Annotated in this window: 16 protein-coding genes and 1 other RNA gene; 9 read left to right on the top strand and 8 right to left on the bottom strand. The window is 62.5% G+C overall.

Annotation, left to right across the window (positions count from 1 at the left end; translation table 11 throughout):
• The first annotated feature begins 55 nt into the window (after positions 1-55).
• Both BM045_RS07480 and BM045_RS07475 read left to right on the top strand, forming a co-directional pair.
• Positions 56-2,224, top strand: a complete 2,169-nt coding sequence (locus tag BM045_RS07480) for an esterase-like activity of phytase family protein (RefSeq protein WP_092181657.1) — start codon at positions 56-58, stop codon at positions 2,222-2,224.
• Positions 2,225-2,406: 182 nt separating this feature from the next.
• Positions 2,407-6,057 carry an AsmA family protein gene (locus BM045_RS07475; protein ID WP_092181654.1) on the top strand — a complete coding sequence of 1,217 codons (3,651 nt, stop codon included), beginning with the start codon at positions 2,407-2,409 and terminating at the stop codon, positions 6,055-6,057.
• Here BM045_RS07475 and BM045_RS07470 read toward each other — a convergent pair.
• The 6 genes from BM045_RS07470 to BM045_RS07445 all read right to left on the bottom strand — a co-directional run bounded on the left by BM045_RS07470 (position 6,054) and on the right by BM045_RS07445 (position 9,179).
• Positions 6,054-6,269, bottom strand: a complete 216-nt coding sequence (locus BM045_RS07470) for a ribbon-helix-helix domain-containing protein (protein ID WP_348271239.1) — start codon at positions 6,267-6,269, stop codon at positions 6,054-6,056. The two genes, BM045_RS07475 and BM045_RS07470, sit on opposite strands and share 4 nt — an antisense overlap.
• 9 nt (positions 6,270-6,278) lie before the next feature.
• The gene (locus BM045_RS07465; RefSeq protein WP_092181648.1) at positions 6,279-6,761 is read right to left on the bottom strand and encodes an SspB family protein; all 483 of its coding nucleotides are present in this window, start codon (positions 6,759-6,761) and stop codon (positions 6,279-6,281) included.
• A 133-nt stretch (positions 6,762-6,894) separates the two neighbouring features.
• Positions 6,895-7,251, bottom strand: a transfer-messenger RNA (tmRNA) gene (gene ssrA, locus BM045_RS07460).
• Positions 7,252-7,257: 6 nt separating this feature from the next.
• Entirely contained in the window at positions 7,258-8,427 is a 1,170-nt protein-coding gene (locus BM045_RS07455; protein WP_210184993.1) for an alpha/beta hydrolase family protein, read from the bottom strand.
• 117 nt (positions 8,428-8,544) lie between these two features.
• A complete protein-coding gene (locus BM045_RS07450) occupies positions 8,545-8,784 on the bottom strand; it encodes a YdeI/OmpD-associated family protein (protein ID WP_092181642.1) in 240 nt (79 codons plus the stop codon).
• Positions 8,781-9,179, bottom strand: a complete 399-nt coding sequence (locus BM045_RS07445) for a RidA family protein (protein ID WP_092181639.1) — start codon at positions 9,177-9,179, stop codon at positions 8,781-8,783. Before BM045_RS07445 ends, BM045_RS07450 begins: the two co-directional genes overlap by 4 nt.
• 142 nt (positions 9,180-9,321) lie before the next feature.
• Between BM045_RS07445 and BM045_RS07440 the strand changes: the two genes are divergently transcribed.
• The 6 genes from BM045_RS07440 (at position 9,322) to BM045_RS07415 (ending at position 14,490) form a co-directional block, all read left to right on the top strand.
• Positions 9,322-10,116: a thymidylate synthase gene (locus BM045_RS07440; protein WP_092181636.1), complete on the top strand. Its 795-nt coding sequence runs from the start codon at positions 9,322-9,324 to the stop codon at positions 10,114-10,116.
• A 92-nt stretch (positions 10,117-10,208) separates the two neighbouring features.
• The gene (locus BM045_RS07435) at positions 10,209-11,216 is read left to right on the top strand and encodes a DUF4424 domain-containing protein (RefSeq protein WP_092181633.1); all 1,008 of its coding nucleotides are present in this window, start codon (positions 10,209-10,211) and stop codon (positions 11,214-11,216) included.
• 1 nt (position 11,217) lies between these two features.
• Entirely contained in the window at positions 11,218-11,697 is a 480-nt protein-coding gene (locus BM045_RS07430; RefSeq protein ID WP_092181630.1) for a GNAT family N-acetyltransferase, read from the top strand.
• On the top strand, positions 11,694-12,218 hold the full coding sequence (locus tag BM045_RS07425; protein WP_092181627.1) for a dihydrofolate reductase: 525 nt from the start codon (positions 11,694-11,696) through the stop codon (positions 12,216-12,218). The genes BM045_RS07430 and BM045_RS07425 overlap by 4 nt, the downstream gene beginning before the upstream one ends.
• A gap of 61 nt (positions 12,219-12,279) precedes the next feature.
• On the top strand, positions 12,280-13,398 hold the full coding sequence (gene hflK, locus BM045_RS07420) for an FtsH protease activity modulator HflK (RefSeq protein ID WP_092181624.1): 1,119 nt from the start codon (positions 12,280-12,282) through the stop codon (positions 13,396-13,398).
• 3 nt (positions 13,399-13,401) lie between these two features.
• Positions 13,402-14,490 (top strand): protease modulator HflC, encoded by a 1,089-nt coding sequence (locus BM045_RS07415; RefSeq protein WP_092181622.1) that lies wholly within the window; start codon positions 13,402-13,404, stop codon positions 14,488-14,490.
• Positions 14,491-14,564: 74 nt separating this feature from the next.
• Here the strand turns inward: BM045_RS07415 and serB are convergent, their stop codons facing one another.
• Positions 14,565-15,437 (bottom strand): phosphoserine phosphatase SerB, encoded by an 873-nt coding sequence (gene serB, locus BM045_RS07410; protein WP_092183121.1) that lies wholly within the window; start codon positions 15,435-15,437, stop codon positions 14,565-14,567.
• 24 nt (positions 15,438-15,461) lie between these two features.
• Between serB and miaA the strand changes: the two genes are divergently transcribed.
• Entirely contained in the window at positions 15,462-16,361 is a 900-nt protein-coding gene (gene miaA / locus BM045_RS07405) for a tRNA (adenosine(37)-N6)-dimethylallyltransferase MiaA (RefSeq protein ID WP_244522920.1), read from the top strand.
• Here the strand turns inward: miaA and BM045_RS07400 are convergent.
• A complete protein-coding gene (locus tag BM045_RS07400) occupies positions 16,338-17,750 on the bottom strand; it encodes an MATE family efflux transporter (RefSeq protein WP_092181619.1) in 1,413 nt (470 codons plus the stop codon). The genes miaA and BM045_RS07400 overlap by 24 nt on opposite strands.
• Positions 17,751-17,763 lie beyond the last annotated feature (13 nt).

Genomic DNA, 17,763 nt, shown 5'->3' with positions numbered 1-17,763 from the left:
CGGGGAGTCTTGGCCCGGCTCTAAGCGAGACCCATTCTTTCTAGGGGCACTCCAGATGAACTCGCCAAAACTGCTGACTGCGCTGACCGCAGCCCTGCTGGCTACGACCGTTTCGGTCAATGCCGCCGAATTTTTCAACCGCGTTTCGAGCTTCCCGGTTGCCCTGAACAATCCAGAAGCCGAAGCGACCTCGTCGGAAATCATCACCGCCACCGATGACGGCATGACGCTGATCTATTCGGACAGCCCGGCCGGCGGCATTGGCTTTATCGACATCACCGATGCCAAGGCCCCCAAAGAAGGCGGCTTCCTGGACATGTCCGGCGAGCCGACCTCGGTCACCGTGATCGGCGGCAAGGCCTATGTGGCCGTCAACACCACCGAAGACCTGACCGCACCGTCGGGCAAGCTGGTGGTTGTCGATATCGCGACCAAGGCGATCGACGGCGAGTTCGACCTGGGCGGCCAGCCCGACTCGATCGCCCATAACAAGGACAATACGATCCTTGCCATTGCCATCGAAAACCAGCGCGATGAAGACGTCAACGACGGCGCCATCCCGCAGGCACCGGCTGGTTTCCTCACCATTGTCACCCTCGACAATGGCGCCGTGACCGAAGCCGGTATCAAGAAGGTCGAGCTGACCGGCCAGTCGATTGCGCCGGACGATGCCGAGGCCGAATTCGTCGCCTTCAACGACAATGACGAAATCGCTGTCACGCTGCAGGAAAACAACTACGTCGCCATCGTCGATGCCAAGACCGCAACGGTTGTCGGTGGTTTCGAAGCTGGCGAGACCGGCGTGTCGGGCGTCGACACCAAGAATGACGGCAAGATTGATTTCTCGGCCGACACGAGCCCCGTTCCGCGTGAGCCCGATGCCGTCAAGTGGCTCGATGCCGACCGCCTCGTCGTCGCCAATGAAGGCGACTGGAATGGCGGTTCGCGTGGTTTCACCATTTTCAACCGTGATGGTTCGGTGAACTTCGACTCGGGCAATGCGCTCGACGTCAATGCCGCCCAGCTCGGCCACTACCCCGATTTCCGCAACAAGAAGGGCGTCGAGCCTGAGGGTCTGGAAGTCGCCACCTTTGGTGACACCCAGTATATCTTCATCGCCGAAGAGCGTTCCTCGCTGATCGCCGTCTACAAGGACACCGGCGCCGAGCCGGAATATGTGCAGACCCTGCCGTCGGGCATTTCGCCGGAAGGCCTGATCGCCATCCCAGAGCGGAACCTGCTGGCCACGGCCAATGAATCCGACCTGCGTGAAGATGGCGGCGTTGGCTCGCACGTCATGCTCTATGAACTGGCCGAAGGCGAAGCCGCGTTCCCGACCATCATCTCCGATCTCGATGCCGACGGCCACCCGATCGGCTGGGCCGCCATTTCCGGCGTCGTCGCCGATGCCGAAAAGGCAGCAACACTCTATGCCGTTTCGGACAATGCACTCTATGCCGCTCCGGCCATCTATACGATCGATGCCACGGCCACCCCGGCCCGCATCACCGCCAAGACCATCATCACCCGCGACGGTGACACCGCCCAGAAGATCGACCTGGAAGGCATTACGCTGGACGGCGAAGGCGGCTACTGGCTGGCCAATGAGGGCGACGCAGCAACGCTGACCCCGCATGCGCTGATCCATGTCAATGCCGAAGGCGAAATCGAGCAGGAAGTCGGCCTCCCGGTCGAACTGCTGGCCAGCCAGAAGCGCTTTGGCGTTGAGGGCATTGCCTCAGTCGGCGAGGGCGACGAGATGGTGCTCTGGGTCGCCATGCAGCGCGAATGGGACGACGAAAAGGGTTTTGTGAAGCTCCTGTCCTACAAGCCCTTGTCCAAGGAATGGGGCGCTGTGCGCTACCCGCTCGACGCAGCACCGGAAGGCGGCTGGGTTGGCCTGAGCGAAATCACCGTGCATGGCGACTTCGCCTATATCGTCGAACGCGACAACCAGATCGCCGACAAGGCTGGCCTCAAGGCCATCTACAAGGTTGCTCTGGCCGATCTGGTGCCGGCTGCTCTCGACGGCGAACTGCCGCTCGTCAGCAAGACCCTGGCCCTCGACCTGATCCCCGGCCTCAAGAGCTTCAACGGCTATGTCGTGGACAAGGTCGAAAGCTTTGCCATCGACGCCGAAGGCAATGGCTTCGTCATCACCGACAATGACGGCGTGGATGACTCCTCGGGCGAAACCCACTTCTGGTCGGTTGGCGCCCTGTAAGAAAACTGGCATGCATACAGCTTGAGCGGCCGGGCCCTGTGCCCGGCCGTTTCATTTTTGGCGCAATGACCGGGGATTGATCAACGAAGACAATTCCGTCGTGTATTCAAGGTGGTGGCAGGCTTGCGCGCAGGGCGAGGTTGCCTACACTCTGCCATGCTTAACCGGGTGAAGAACGGGCCGTGCTCAACCGCATCTACATCATCGTCGGGCTGCTCGCGATCGTCGTGCTGGCGGGCGCATTCATTGCGCCCAATTTCATCCGCTGGAGCGATTATCGCGGCCGGATGGAAGAGCTGGCGACCACCATGCTGGGCACGCCGGTGACGGTGCGCGGCGATATCGAATTTTCCCTGCTGCCACAGCCGCGCCTGTTGTTTTCCGATGTGCTGGTGGGCTCGCCCGAGGAGCCGGCGGCGACGGTCGACAATGTCGAAGCCGAATTCTCGCTGATGGATTTTCTGCGCGACAATTACAGCATCACCAAGCTGGTGCTGCGCCAGCCGGTGATCGACTTTACCGTGGATGAAAGCGGGCTGTTTGGCAGCGGCGTCTCGCTCGATACCGGCAATGGCGGTGTCGGGCTCGGGCAGACCAGTATTGTCGATGCGACGGTGCGGTTGATCGATAGCCGTTCGGGCGAGAATTTTGTCGCCGACAAGGTCAGCGGCGACCTCAAGCTGTCCAGTTTCAGCGGGCCATTGTCGTTTACCGGTACCGGTAGCTATCGCGGCGAGGCCTATAGCGTCCGGCTCAATTCGGGCGAAGCCGACGCGGCGGGCAAGGTCGCCGTGTCGAGCTTCCTTCAGCCACTGTCGACCGCCTTTTCGCTCTCGGCCGAGGGGCAGTTCCAGCCGGGCATGGCGCCGAAATTTGAGGGCAATCTGGTCTATCGCCAGAAGCCGCCAGAGGCCGAGGCGGCCGAACAGATCCGCGGCGACCTGGTGTTCGAGAGCCCGCTCACCGCGTCCACCGACCGGGTTGTGCTGTCGGGTTACACCTTGCGGCCTGATGAGAACCGCGCCGGTACCCGCCTGACCGGCGCGGCCAGCATCCAGCTCGGCGATGTGCGAAGCTTTGATGCGGTGGTGTCGGGCGGCGTCTTCTCGCTGCCGCCGCGTGACGCCAAGGAAGACACCAGCACGCTGCCTTATGAAGCGGTGCGGCTGCTCTCCGAACTGCCGGCGCCGATCATTCCGCCCATGGCCGGCCGGGTCGGAATCGATCTCGCCGAAGTCGGGCTGCGCGGCTTTTCGCTGCGTAACCTGCGCGTCGATGCGACCACCGATGGCACGAGCTGGACTGTCGATCAGTTCACGGCGCAATTGCCGGGCGCGACGACATTGCGCGCCAATGGGCAATTGCTGGCCGAAAATGGCCGCCCGACTTTTCGCGGCGACGTCTCGCTTAATAGCACGCGGCTGGACGGTCTTGCCGCGCTGTGGCGCAAGCCTGCCGAGAATGATCCGCTGTTCAACGTGCCGGGCTCGCTTTATGGCCGCGTTATGCTGGTGGGCGATGCCTTCGGCTTCACCAATGGCATTCTGACGTTGGACCAGGTCAGCCATGGCCTCGAGGTGCGATTGGGCTTTGGCGATGAGAAACGCCTCGACCTAGTCGGGCATTTCGACGAATTGGGTGCGGCGGGCAGCACGCTGGTTGGCGCTCTCTTGCCGGACATCACTTCTGGCCCAAGCTTCGGCACCAGCTTCCCGCTGGGAAGTTTTTCGCTGACTGGCAAAAGCGCGCGAGTACTTGGCCTCGACGGCACAAATCTTGTTGCTGAAGGGCAATGGGCCGACGGCCGGATCAGCATGTCGCGGCTGTCGGCGGCTGATTGGGGCGGCGTGGGTTTTGATACGACGCTGCTGGCGACCGGGACGCTGGCCGAACCGCAGCTGTCGGGTTCCGGGCTGTTGCGCATCGCCCATGGTGCGGCGCCCGCTCTGACGGCGCTTTATGACCTGCAGAACATGCCGCAGGCGTGGCGCGACTTCCTCGCGCTGTCCGCGCCTTCCGAAATCCTGGTCAATGTTGGTGAGCCGCTGGATGGCGCGCAGATGGTGACGCTGGGCGGCACGCTGGGGGCGGGGGATCTCAACCTGCGTGCTGAACTCAGCGGCGGGTTGAATGCACTGGCCACGGCGCCGCTGCTGGTCACCGGTGCCGTTGAATCCACTGATATCGAGGGCCTGACCCGGCAGATCGGTTTTGGCGAGACGCAGCTGTTCGATGGCGAAGGCTCGATGCTGGTCAGCTTCAGCCTCGAAGGGTCACCGACGGAAAGTCTCGTCACCAGCCTGACCACCAGCCTTGGCGAGGAAAACCTCAGTTTTTCCGGCAGCTTGCTGGCGACCGATGATGGAGAGATTCAGGGCACCGGCAGCTTGGATGCCAATCTTGCCGATGCTGGTGCGCTGGCCCAGGTGGTGGGGGCGCGCGGCCTGAGCCTGCCGATGGCCAGCGGTAGCGCGCAATTGCATTTCGAGGGCGACCGGCTGGCGCGGCTGACCGAAATTTCCGGCACATCCGGCGAAAGCGGCTTTGCCGGCGAGCTGGCGCTGTCGCGCACCGGAACGACCACCGCGGTCAGTGGTGACATTGCCGTGGATGTCGTGTCGGCCGAGGGCTTGGCCGTGACGTTGTTCGGGCCGGCAGCTTTGGTACAAGGCGACGGCCTATGGCCCGAGGGGCCGCTGGCTATGGATAGCGAAACCCGCCAGACGCGCGGGACCATTGCCGTTTCGGCGGGGGCGCTGGCGGCAGGCGGTACGGAGCGGTTTGGCGCTACCAGTTTCGAGCTGAGCTGGGATGAGACCCGCATGCGTCTCGCCCGTTTCGAGGCGGTGTCGGGCGAGGGCAAGCTCGGGCTCGATATTTCCGTCTGTTGTTCCGGGCCGCTGGTTGATCGCACGGTGAGTGGCCGGATGACACTGGAAGGCCTGCCGATCCACGCGGTTGTGCCGCCTGCCGCCGCCGCCATGCTGGATGGGCAGGTTGCCGGTGGCGTGCGCTTCGAAGGCAGCGGCGCGAGCCTTGCCGAAGTGCTTGCGGTGACGGCGGGCGAGGGCAATTTCACCCTGACCGATCTGTCCGCCACCCGGCTGTCGCCGGAGATCTTCCCGGCGGTGGCCGACTTTACTGATGTGCTCAACATGGATCCCGATGCCATGGGCATTCTGATGGGGCAGGCGCTGGAGCAGGGTGCCTTCACCGCGCCGACGGCCACCGGCGCCTTCACCATTGCTGGCGGCGTGGTGCGGCTGGCCAATCTGATCATGGAAGGCGAGGGGGCCGGGCTGGCCGGCAGCCTCAACATGACACTGCCGACGCTCGGCCTTGCTGGCAGCTTTGCCATGACACCGCTGGGCTTCGAGGATTCCAGTGGGCTAGTCGGCCCCGATACCTCGCGCATCATCACCCGTCTCGCCGGTACGCTGCTGGCGCCGGCGGTGACGCTGGACCTCGAGGAAATGATCGCAGCCATTCTGGTGCGAGCCAATGAGCTGGAAGTCGATCGCCTCGAGGTGCTCCAGGCCGAGGATGCAGCCCGGCAGCGTGCGGCGGCCGAGGAACGTAACCGTTTGATCGAGGAGCAGCGTCGCCGCGCGGCAGAACAGGCGCGTATTGCTGCCGAAGAAGCCGCGCGCCAGGCTGCGGAAGAGGAAGCGCAACGCCTGCTGCTCTTGGATCAGCAACAGCAGCAGCAAGTTGCACCGAGTGCGCCACCGGCCCAGACCGCGCCGTCCACGACGCCCACCGGGCCGATGATCCTGACCCTGCCGCCGCAGGTGAACCAGCCGATCGGGCCGACAGTCAACCGGCCATTCTAGGCCTGATCGAGCCGGGTCTGATACCAGCGCAATACCGCCAGCCGCGCTGCCGATGACAGGTTGGCGGTTTCGCGCTGTTCGTCGATGTCGCGGATGAGGGCGGCCATGGGCTGCGCCTTTTCGGCGGCCATGGTTTCAAGCGCCGCCCAGAATTCGGGCTCCAGCGCTATGGAGGTGCGGTGGCCGGCAATGGACAGCGATCGCTTGTCCATCAGGAACGATCAGGGCTTCTTGCGGAAGGCGTCGAGGCTCACGACCTTTTCGCCGGGCTTTTCATCGCCGGGCTCGGAGGCGGCGGATTCCACCGCATCGTCGGCATCGGCTTCGACCGCTGTAGCGCCAGGCGCCGTAGCCGGGTCAAACTGCAGGCCGAACTGCACGGAGGGGTCGAAGAACCCCTTGATGGCTGAGAAGGGGATGACCAGCGTTTCGGGAATGCCGTCGAAGGACAGGCCCACTTCAAAGCCGGTCTCATTGGCCTTGAGATCCCAATACTGGTTCTGGATGACGATGGTCATTTCCTTGTCATACTGGCCGAGCAGTTTCTCGCTCAGCCGCACGCCGGGCGCGCGGGTCAGGAATGAAATGAAGAAGTGGTGTTCGCCGGGAAGGCCGGTCTTGGCCACTTCGGACAGCACCTTGCGCACGACGCCGCGCAGGGCTTCCTGAGCGAGAATGTCGTATCGCATGTGATCTTCGGCCATGGCTACCTTCCAGATATATCGGCTGCCGCGTCAAATCACGGCAAATGGGCATAGAATCCCGAACGGCCCATATCAGCCTCACGTTCCGCGAGAATTCAAGGACAAAGGCGTTTGCACACGCAAAGGGGAATTAGGTGCAGGCTTCTGTTGCCAGGTGCCTGCGGACCCCGCCTGTCACCCGGCTAGGGGTGGAGGACTTAATTTCCCAATGCTAGCACTGCTTACGCAGCGAGAGCGACTGGAGCCTTATTGTTGTCATTTGCAACTATAAGTTTCGGACCGATAACGGTGGTACCTCACCGAGCAAAAGCACACCCTTTACGCCCTCGTCGATCCTGTTTCGCCCCCATTGGCTGCCCTCGTGAAGAGTAGATGGTGGAGGCGCCGGGTACTGCCCCCGGGTCCGATAGGTTTATTACGATGACAATTTATCGCCATATCTCTTGCGAGCAGGTCCTATATAGGCCCTGTCGCCCTTTGCCGAAAGAGGCATGAGCTATTTTTCCGCCGGCAGGTGTTCCAGCGTCAGGCCGCGGGCGTTGCGTTCGCCGAAGCCGGGCCAGGGTTGGCCCTCGGTGATGGTCAGGTAGCGGGCGCTATCGACCTGGCCCTTGAGGTGCAGGTCGAGGAAAGCGGTGGCGAAATGCTGCGCCACATTGTTCATCTTCTCATTGGCCCAGACGAAATCGGCATAGTGCTCGAAGGGGCCGCCGTCGCCCAGCCCATAGCTTTCGGCCGGGGCGGGGATGGGCGCCGCGGCATTGTGGCCGGCCTCAGCAAAGGTCAGGAGGTAGCGGTCGGCGTTGACCGCTTCTTCGAACAGCAGGCGAATACCGGCCTGATAGTTGGAGACCTCGTCGCGGCTGCCGGCCATGAAGAGGACGGGAATTTCGATCCCCGCCAGACCGTCGGCATCCCACAGATTGTTCTGGCGACCCCAGGGGCCAATGGCGATAACGGCCTTGAGGCGGGGATCTGCCAGCTCGGTATAGGCGTCGCTGCCAGCCGTGATGCCGGCGAAGGTTTCCGGTGGGGCGAAACCGGCTTCGCCGGCGCCGGCCGAGGTTCCGGCCCCGGCGCTGATCAGGGCGCCATAGCCACCCATGGAATAGCCGATGATGGCGCTGTTGTCGGCGTCCACCAAGCCGGCCAGCTCGCCATCGAGCCTGCTCATCGCATCAAGCACGAAGAGCTGGTCGGGCGCGCGGTTGGCGAGGGTCGAGGCAAAGCCGAGCTGGTTGTCATAGGTGCTTTCGAAGTGATCCACCGCCGCAACCACGTAACCCTTGCTCGCAAGATTCTCGCCGAAGTGGCTGAGCAGGAATCTGTTGCCGGGAAACCCATGCGAGACCACGACCAGCGGGTAGAGGCCGGATGCGGCCGCTGGCGCAGCATCGCGGGTCGCCCTGCCGGTCAGGTTGACGCGAGTCACGCCGTCGCGCAGCATGACATTTTCATAAGTGGTTTCCGCAGCAGGGTCGGCGTCGGCGGGATACCAGAGTTCCACCGTCAGCACCCGGTCCTGGGTGGCGTCGCCGCCGGCGAGAATGTCGGCGCGGTCACGATCCACCAGCTCCAGGGTGCGCACGCCAACCGCATGCCGGCCGCGCTCTGCCAGTTCCGGCGCATCGGGGCGTAGCGAATCTATGCGGTTGTGTTGCGCCATCGCCAAACTTCCCGATACGGCCCAAGCCATTGCTACCAGCAACAATCTCATAGTGCTCTCCTGTCTCAGGGCAAAGACTGGCATAATTGGACGACAGTTTTGCAAGCCTCAGGCCGCTTAGCCGTTCCACTGCATGCCCATATAGACCCCGCCAGCCTCGAGCTCGTCGAGCATCTGGGCGAGGTGTTTTTCCTTGGTCTCCTCGCGTTTCACCTTGTTGATCCAGAGCAGGTAGTCATTGCGCTGATAGGGCGGCCGGGCGTCGTATTTGTCGCGCAGACCACGCTCCTCGAGCGCCTCGCGCACGAAGTCGGGCATATCCTCGCGCTTGCGCAGCGGACGAAGGGCCGGGCTCATGGCAGCACCGCCTGGGCCTCGATCTCGATCAGGAAGTCCGGGTTGGCCAGTTCCGGCACGCGCAGGCTGGTGACCACCGGCGGGTTGGCTCGCGCTCCCCAGACCTTCATCCATTCGCCGAAACCGGCCCGCAGGTCTGCATCGCTGCGCATGATGATGCTGACTTTAACGAGATCTTCCAGATTGGCGCCCGCAACCGTCAGCACCTTCTGCAGATTGACCAGGGCCTGCGCAGTCTGTTTGCCCATGTCCGTCTTGTCGACCACTTCGCCTTTTTCGTCGACGCCATTCTGGCCGCCGATCAGCAGGATGCGGGCATTGGACGGGATGATGATGCCCTGGGAAAAGACGGGGCTGTGGTACATGGTGTCGGGATTGATGTGCTGGACCGCCATTCTCGATCTCCTAGATGATTGCTGCACAACGCCGTGGCGCCGCCTGTGTTTCCTGACACGGTTGTGCTGCCAGCTGCTGACAGCAGGGGACGCGGTATTAGACTACCATCAAGCCGCAGCGAATCGCAGTATCGGTGGTGTTATGCAGCCCTATCTGAAACTGATCTCCGACATTCTCGAACACGGTGCCGACAAGGCCGACCGGACCGGCACCGGCACGCGGAGCCTGTTCGGCTATCAGATGCGGTTCGATCTCAATGCCGGTTTTCCGCTGCTGACCACCAAGAAGCTGCATCTCAAATCCATCGTCTATGAACTGCTCTGGTTTATTCGGGGCGAGACCAATGTGCGCTGGCTGCAGGAGCGCGGCGTCAAGATCTGGGACGAATGGGCCGACGAGAATGGCGATCTCGGGCCGGTCTATGGCTCGCAATGGCGCAGCTGGCCGGCGCCGGATGGGCGCAAGATCGACCAGCTGGCGCAAGTCATCGAGAGCATCAAGAGCAAGCCCGATTCACGCCGGCATATCGTCTCGGCCTGGAACCCGGCCGAAGTGGATGACATGGCGCTGCCGCCGTGTCACTGCCTGTTCCAGTTCTATGTCGCCAATGGCAAGCTGAGCTGCCAGCTCTATCAGCGCTCGGCCGATACGTTCCTCGGCGTGCCGTTCAACATGGCATCCTATGCTCTGCTGACCCATATGGTGGCGCAGGTGACGGGGCTGGGCGTCGGTGATTTCGTGCATACCTTTGGCGATGTGCATCTTTATTCGAACCATTTCGAACAGGCGAAGCTCCAGTTGACCCGCGAGCCGCGGCCGCTGCCGACGCTCAAGATCAACCCGCAAGTGAAGCGCATCGAGGACTTCGTCTTCGAGGACTTTTCCTTCGAAGGCTATGATCCGCATCCGCACATCAAGGCGGCGGTCTCGGTCTAGGCTTCAGCGGTGGTCTCAAACCTCTGGGAAACCCAAATTCTGCTTTCGCCATAAGGGTCGGGTGCTATTGGTAGCGCAACGGAGGACAGGCGATGACGTCACGACAGATTTTTGCCGGACTGCTTTTTCTGGCGGCGACGCCTGCACTGGCCAATGACACGACGGCGGTGCTCACCACGGGTGGGCTGGAATTCGTCACCAATTTCGACATCGTGATGGAGAGCGAAGAGCTGTTCATCTCGAAAGACGAAATCCGTGTCGTCTATCAGTTCCGCAATACCAGCCAGACCGACCAGAATATTCTCGTGGCCTTCCCGATGCCCGACATTGTGCCCAATTGGTATTCGGATGTGGCCTATCCGGCTGGGCTGGAAAACAATAACTACGAATTCGAGACCACGCTGAATGGCAAGCCCATCGAGGCAACGCTGCACGACTATGCTTATGCCTTTGGGGTCGATCGCAGCAAGCTGCTGACCCAGCTCGGCCTGCCGCTGCTGCCGATCACGCAAGAGGCCAGAGAAGCAGCTGATGCGCTGGATGAGGAGACGCGCAACCAGCTGCTGCATCTGGGCATGCTGACCCCCGACGAATATGACGTCGGCGAAGGCATGGAGATGCATTACAACCCGGCCTGGACCTACAAGGCGACCTATACTTGGGAGGGCGACTTCCCTGCCGGCGAGTTGGTCACGGTCGAGCACAAGTACAAGCCGAGCGTTGGCGGCACGGTGGGCGTCACCTTCCTCGGCGAGGCCTATGAAGGCTATGATCCGCGCAGGGAATACGACAGCAAATATTGCACCGACGAGGCCTTTATCTCAGCAGTGCGTCGCACGCTGAAGGATCCCGCCGAGCCCTATTCGGCGCCCTTCACCGAGAGCTGGATTTCCTACATCCTGACCACGGGCGGCAACTGGGGCGGTGGGGTGATCAACAATTTCCGCCTCGTCGTCGACAAGGGCAGCGAAGACAATCTCATCTCGTTCTGTGGCGACGACGTCAAGAAGATCGGCCCGACCACCTTTGAAATGGTCAAGACCGACTTCTGGCCGGACCGCGAGCTGGAAATCCTGATCCTCAACCGGAACGACTGGTAGCATGGCGCTCGCCATTCGTCCGGCCGTCGCGGCTGATGCCGGCGCGATCGTGCAATTCATTGCCGATCTCGCCGCTTATGAAAAGCTGAGTCACGAGGCCAAGGCGACCGAGGCCGACATTATCCGCGACCTGTTCGGTGCCGAGCCCAAGGTGTTCTGCGAGATCGCCGAATGGGATGGCAAGCCGGTCGGCTTCGCGCTCTGGTTCTATACCTATTCGACCTTCCAGGGTCGGTACGGCATCTGGCTGGAAGATCTCTTTGTCGATCCGTCGATGCGCGGCAAAGGCGTCGGCAAGGCGCTGCTGGTCAATCTGGCGCAGCGCTGTGTCGCCGAGGCCTTGGGCCGCTTCGAATGGTGGGTGCTGGACTGGAACGAGCCCAGTATCGACTTCTACAAGTCGCAGGGTGGCGTGATGCAGGACGAATGGACCAAGGTGCGCGTCGATGGCGAAGCGCTCAAGAAGCTGGGGGCGGCATGAGCATCACCATCGCGATGATTGCCGGTGTGGCCGAGAATGGCGTGATCGGCAGCGACCAGACCATTCCCTGGCGCGTGCCGTCCGACATGGCCTTCTTCAAGAAGACGACACTAGGCAAGCCCATTGTGATGGGCCGCAAGCAATATGAGACGGTTGGGCGGCCGCTGCCCGGTCGCACCAACATCGTCATCACCCGCCAACAGGGCTACCAGCCAGAGGGCGTGCTGGTGTTCCACGACATCGATACTGCGCTACAAAAGGCGGGCGAAATCGCGACCGCAGATGGCGTTGACGAAATCATGATCATCGGTGGCGGCGAACTTTATGCCCAGCTTATGCCGCAAGCCGAGCGGCTTTACATCAGCCATATCGACCTGTCGCCCGAGGGCGACGTACGGTTTCCGGCGATAAAGCCCGAGGATTGGGCGGTTGTCGATCTGCCCGAAGTGACGCCCAGTCCAAAGGACGAGGCGAGCTACCGCGTCAAAGTGTACGTGCGTCGTAAAGACCCTGCGCATTGATCGCGTGAAGGGCTTGCCTATATAAGTCCTCAACGAAACCAAAAGATCGAGAAGGAACGCGATGCCTTGGGAGAATAACGGAGGCGGGGGTGGCCGCAATAATAATGGCGGTCCCTGGGGGCAAGCGCCCGGTGGTGGTGGCGGCAATGGTCCGCGCCGACCAGGGGGCGGCAATACCCCCAACCTCGAAGATATTCTCAATCGCGGCCGCGATCAGTTCAAGGGTGGCCTGCCGGGCGGCCGTTGGGCCATTATCGGCGGCGTGCTGGCCCTGATCGCGTTTTGGGGCGTCAACTCGGTCTATACGATCAACTCCAGTGAAGTGGGCGTGGAATCGCGCTTTGGTGCTCCCAAGCCAGAGCTGTCCGGTGAAGGCCTGCATTTCCTGATCTGGCCGATCGAGAGCGTCGAGCGCGTTCCGCTGACCCTCAACCAGACCCAGATCGGTACGGCTTCGGGCGCGGCAACGCAGACCCGCAATACGACCGGTGGTGCCAGCGACGGCATGATGCTGTCGGGCGACCAGAATATCGTCAATGTGCAGTTCTCGGTGTTCTGGGCCATCAATGACCCGATCGAATACCTGTTCAACGTGCGCGACCAGGAAGCCATGATCCGCTATGCAGCGGAAAGCGCGATGCGCGAAGTGGTGGGCCGTCGTCCGGCACAGGAAGTCTATTCCGACGACCGCGCCGGCATCCAGACCGAAGTGCTGGGGATCATCCGTGGCGTGCTCGACAGCTATGGTCTGGGCGTCAATGTCACCCAGGTGCTGATCGAAAATGCCGGCCCGCCGGCTGAAGTCATCGACGCCTTCAATGAAGTGCAGCGTGCCCGCCAGGACGAAACCCGTCTGCAGGAAGAAGCCCGTTCCTACGCCAATACCCTGTTGGGTGATGCGCGTGGTCGTGCGGCGGCCCTGCGTGAAGACGCAGCCGCCTACACCAACCGCGTGGTGCAGGAAGCAACCGGCGAATCCGAGCGCTTCAACGCCATTTATGCCGAATATGTCAATTCGCCCGAAGTGACGCGCAAGCGCCTGTTCCTCGAAACCATGGAAGAAGTGCTGAGCAGCTCGGAAAAGGTGCTGATCGAGGGCGGTGCCGAAGGACAGGGCGTCATACCCTATCTGCCATTGCCCGAACTGCGCCCCGGCGCCAACACGCCGGCGGGGAACTAAGCCATGCAAAATCGTCTCATTGTCATCGGCGTGGTCGTTCTCGCCGCGCTCTATGTGTTCTTCTCGTCGATCTATGTGGTCAACGAGCGCGAACAGGCCATCGTCACGCGCTTCGGTCAGATCACCGATGTGCGCACCGAGCCAGGCATCTATTTCAAGATCCCGACCGACTTCGTCGATCGCGTCCAGCTGATCGAAGATCGTCTGCTGCGTTATGATATCGCCAATATGCGCGTCCAGGTTTCGGGTAATGCCTTCTACCAGGTCGACGCCTTCCTGACCTATCGCATTGCCGATGCCCGCCTGTTCCGTCAGCGCGCCACCGGCCAGCTGTCGGTGGTGGAAGACCGTATCGGCGCCAACCTCGACTCGGCCCTGCGCCAGGTCTATGCAGCCCGCGAATTCAATGCAGCGCTGAGCGACCAGCGGGCCCAGATGATGCAGGAAACCCGTGACCTGATCCGTCCGGACCTTGCCGAGCTAGGTGTGGACGTTGTCGACGTGCGTATCCTGCGTACCGATCTTGACCAGGACGTTTCGGCCACGACTTTCGAGCGCATGCGCGCCGAACGTCTTGCCGAAGCTGCCCTGCTGCGTGCTCGTGGTCAGGAACAGGCACAGTCATTGCGCGCTATCGCCGACCGTCAGGCCGTCGAAATCGTGGCAGCGGCCACCCGTGACGCGGAAATCATCCGTGGTACGGGCGACGCCGAGCGGAACCGTCTGTTCGCCGCTGCCTACGGCCAGGACGAGGAATTCTTCGAGTTCTACCGCTCGATGGAAGCCTATCGCACCGCGCTGGTGAACACCGGCACGACCATGATGCTGTCGCCGGAAAGCGCCTTCTTCAAGTATTTCGGCTCCAATGGCGAATTGCCAACGGCCAATCCGAACCTTGCGGCACCGATCCAGCCGACCGCGGCGCCGATCACCGCGCCCGCGACCAACGAGCCTGCGCTCGATGGTCTGGGGATCGAGGAAAGCACCGTGCCGAGCATCACGCTGGAAGACGGCTCGGAACTGGCGCCGACCGTCGGCACCGACGTTCCGGCTCCGGCCGAAGCCCCTGCTGCAGCACCTGCCGCTCAGTAATCGGGACCTAGCCAAAAATACGAAAGCCGGCGCTTAGCGCCGGCTTTTTGTTTTCAGCGATCGCTGACCAAAGACTAGCGGACGATCTCTTCGTCGCTGAAGCCCTGCAGGTAGAGCAGGGCGGTGAGGTCGCCGTGGTCGATGCGGATGCCGGCTTCGGCCGCGACGGCGGGCTTGGCATGAAGGGCGACGCCGAAGCCGGCGATGCGGATCATGTCGAGGTCATTGGCGCCATCGCCGACGGCAATGGTCTGGCTCAGCGGCAGATTGTGTTCGGCGGCGAGCGCTTCGAGCCGTTCGCGCTTGGTTGATTTGTCGACGATGGGTTTTGCCACCGTGCCGGTCAGCGCGTCGCCGTCGAATTCGAGAACATTGGCAATGGCTTCGTGGAAGCCGATGCGCTTGCCGAAATAGTCGGCGAAGAAGGTGAAGCCCCCCGAGACCAGCGAGGTATAGGCGCCATATTCCTTCATCGTCTGCACCAGCGCACGGCCACCGGGAGCGAGGGTGATGTTCTCGCGGCGAATTTCCTCGATGACCTTGCGCTCAAGACCTTTGAGCAGAGCGACGCGGGTATCGAGGGCCTGGCCGAAGTCGAGCTCGCCGCGCATGGCGCGGTCGGTGATCTCGGCGACCTGGTCCTTGATGCCCAAGGCTGCCGCCAGTTCGTCGATGCATTCCTCGTTGATCATGGTGGAATCCATGTCGGCAATGAGGATCTGCTTGCGGCGATTTTCTGTAGGAACCACAGCAGCATCGACGGCGCGATTGCCGATGATCTCGCAGGCCAGCGACAGCGCGTCGGTTGACTTCGGCTCGATGATCTCGCAGGCAATGGAATGGTTGAGCCAGTTCAGCTCGCCGCCGACCTCGCGGATGACCGCTTCAGCGAGCTTGGGATCGAGTTCGGAATCATTGGGATTGGCGATGAGGCAAAGGACTGGCATGGGGACCTTTTTGAGGAGGACTGTTTGACGGTCCGTGGGCGTGCCGTGCTGATAGCGGGTCCGACTGCCAGCGGCAAGTCGGCGCTGGCGCTCGCCATGGCGCAGGAGCTGGACGGCGTCATCATCAACGCCGATGCCATGCAGATTTATGATACGCTGCAGGTGGTTACGGCGCGGCCTTCGAATGAAGAGATGGCACAGGCGGAGCATCGGCTCTATGGCACGGTGCCGGCGGCGGTACGGTTTTCGACAGGCCAATGGCTGACGGCGGTCAGCGAAGTGATGGCGGGCATCGATCCGGCACGTCCACTGATTTTCACTGGCGGCACAGGGCTTTACTTCGATGCGCTGTTGAATGGATTCGCCGATGTGCCGGAGATTTCCCCGGCGGTGACGCTTGAAGTTCAACAAGAGATTCAAGCGCTGGATGGCGCGCAGCGGCTGGCGCTGTTGGAGCGGGAAGACCCGGTGGCGGCAGCGCGGTTGAAGGTGGCGGACCCGCAAAGATTGACGCGCGCCATCGCCGTCAAACGGGCCACTGGCCGCATGCTTTCTGCCTACCAAGACGAGATTGCAGCAAGCTTGCTTGCGGATTGCTTGCAGATTGATCGCATTGTGCTGGACCCGGATCGCGACGTGCTGCGCCAGCGGATCGCGCAGCGTTTCGATGCGATGTTTTCCGGCGGGGCGGTGGACGAGGTGAAGGCGCTACTGGCGCTCGAGCTCGATCCGGCGCTGCCGGTGATGAAGGCAATCGGGGTGCGCGAGATAGGCGACTGGCTATATGGCAAGCTGGGCCGCGACGAGGCGATCAAGCTGGCGACGATCGCGACGCAGCAATATGCCAAGCGGCAGCGGACGTGGTTTCGCAACCGCTTCGGTGACTGGCCGCGGCGCGGACTAGCGGGGGCGGAGCAGTCCTAGCCGTTCGCGCAGGGCGAAGCGGGTAACGAGGAGCACGGCGACAAAGGCCAAGCCAGCGGCCAGACCGATCCAGATGCCGACGCCGCGCCAGCCGACCACGAAGCCCAGCACGTAGGCGATCGGCAGGCCGACGGCCCAGTAGCCGAGAATGGCGAGCAGCATGGGTGTCTTGGTGTCACTGAGCCCGCGCAGGGCATGCGCGGCGGTGACCTGGGCGCCATCGACCAGCTGGAACACGCCTGCGACCACGAGGAAGGTGGCGGCCAGCGCTAGCGCATTGGCGTTGCCGGGCACGCGGGGATCGAGGAACCAGGTGACGATGGTCGGACCCATGGTCAGGAACAGCGTACAGGTCAGCGCCATGAAGCCGGTGCCGAGCACGAAGGCGGTCCAGCCGGCCTTGCGGATGCCTTCGGGGTCGCTGCGGCCATAGGCCATGCCGACGCGCACGGTGGCGGCCACGCCAACGCCCAAAGGCACCATGAAGGCCATGGAGGCGCATTGCAGGGCGATGGCATGGGCAGCGACCTCATCGGTGCCCAAACGACCCATCAGCAGGGCGGCGGCGGTGAAGAGCCCGACCTCGGCCAGTACCGTCAGGCCGATCGGCGTGCCGATGCGGAAGATTTCGCGGAAGCGGAACCAGTCGGGTTTCCAGAAACGCGCCAGCACATGGAAGCGCTTGAGCCGGCGATGGCGCAGCACGTAGCCGACCATCAGCAGGAACATGGCGATATTGGTGACCAGCGTGGCAATTGCGGCGCCGCGCAGTTCGAGGCGCGGGAAACCGAAATGGCCAAAGATCAGCACATAGGCGATGGCGGCGTTGAGCAGGACGCCGAAGACGGTGATGAGCAGAATGGCGCGGGTAGCGTCAAAGGCCGAGAGCAGCGAGCGGAAGGCGATGAGGCCGATGGCCGGGAACAGCGACCAGGCGGCGATCTGGATGAACTGCTCGGCCATGCCGGTGGCCACTGGGTCCTGACCGAGCAGACCAAATATCGGGCGGATTTGCAGCACGATGGGCACCAAAACTATGGCTAGGGCGATGGCGGCCCAGCAGCCCTGACGGACGATGCGGCGCACGGCCTTGATGTCGCGCGAGCCGCGCGCCTGGGCGACCAGAGGCGCGACGGCGCCGACGACGCCAACGCCGCCGACGAGGAAGGGCATCATGAAGGTGGTGGCGAGTGTTCCTGCGGCCAGATAGTTGGAGCCGAGCCAGCCGAGCAGGATGACGTCAGTGGTGTGGAGGGCATTCTGCGCCAGTTGGGCGATCACCAATGGCCAGGCCAAGGCAAAAGTGGCGCGCAATTCGGCGATCCAGCTGTCACGGCTGGATAGGTTCTCGGCGGCCGCGCCGGGCGCAGCCGTTATCTGGTCGGTCATTTGATTGTCCTAC

The organism is Devosia sp. YR412, assembly GCF_900110945.1.
Classification (GTDB): Bacteria; Pseudomonadota; Alphaproteobacteria; order Rhizobiales; family Devosiaceae; genus Devosia.
The sequence above is the reverse complement of the archived record's forward strand: the minus strand, read 5'-3'. Positions and strand labels throughout refer to the sequence as shown.

Excerpts from the sequence above, each read along its gene's own strand:
- BM045_RS07480 (WP_092181657.1), top strand. The coding sequence starts at position 56 with ATGAACTCGCCAAAACTGCTGACTGCGCTGACCGCAGCCCTGCTGGCT.
- BM045_RS07470 (WP_348271239.1), bottom strand. The coding sequence starts at position 6,269 with ATGGACAAGCGATCGCTGTCCATTGCCGGCCACCGCACCTCCATAGCG.
- BM045_RS07465 (WP_092181648.1), bottom strand. The coding sequence starts at position 6,761 with ATGGCCGAAGATCACATGCGATACGACATTCTCGCTCAGGAAGCCCTG.
- BM045_RS07455 (WP_210184993.1), bottom strand. The coding sequence starts at position 8,427 with ATGGCGCAACACAACCGCATAGATTCGCTACGCCCCGATGCGCCGGAA.
- BM045_RS07450 (WP_092181642.1), bottom strand. The coding sequence starts at position 8,784 with ATGAGCCCGGCCCTTCGTCCGCTGCGCAAGCGCGAGGATATGCCCGAC.
- BM045_RS07445 (WP_092181639.1), bottom strand. The coding sequence starts at position 9,179 with ATGGCGGTCCAGCACATCAATCCCGACACCATGTACCACAGCCCCGTC.
- BM045_RS07440 (WP_092181636.1), top strand. The coding sequence starts at position 9,322 with ATGCAGCCCTATCTGAAACTGATCTCCGACATTCTCGAACACGGTGCC.
- BM045_RS07435 (WP_092181633.1), top strand. The coding sequence starts at position 10,209 with ATGACGTCACGACAGATTTTTGCCGGACTGCTTTTTCTGGCGGCGACG.
- BM045_RS07430 (WP_092181630.1), top strand. The coding sequence starts at position 11,218 with ATGGCGCTCGCCATTCGTCCGGCCGTCGCGGCTGATGCCGGCGCGATC.
- BM045_RS07425 (WP_092181627.1), top strand. The coding sequence starts at position 11,694 with ATGAGCATCACCATCGCGATGATTGCCGGTGTGGCCGAGAATGGCGTG.
- hflK (WP_092181624.1), top strand. The coding sequence starts at position 12,280 with ATGCCTTGGGAGAATAACGGAGGCGGGGGTGGCCGCAATAATAATGGC.
- BM045_RS07415 (WP_092181622.1), top strand. The coding sequence starts at position 13,402 with ATGCAAAATCGTCTCATTGTCATCGGCGTGGTCGTTCTCGCCGCGCTC.
- serB (WP_092183121.1), bottom strand. The coding sequence starts at position 15,437 with ATGCCAGTCCTTTGCCTCATCGCCAATCCCAATGATTCCGAACTCGAT.
- BM045_RS07400 (WP_092181619.1), bottom strand. The coding sequence starts at position 17,750 with ATGACCGACCAGATAACGGCTGCGCCCGGCGCGGCCGCCGAGAACCTA.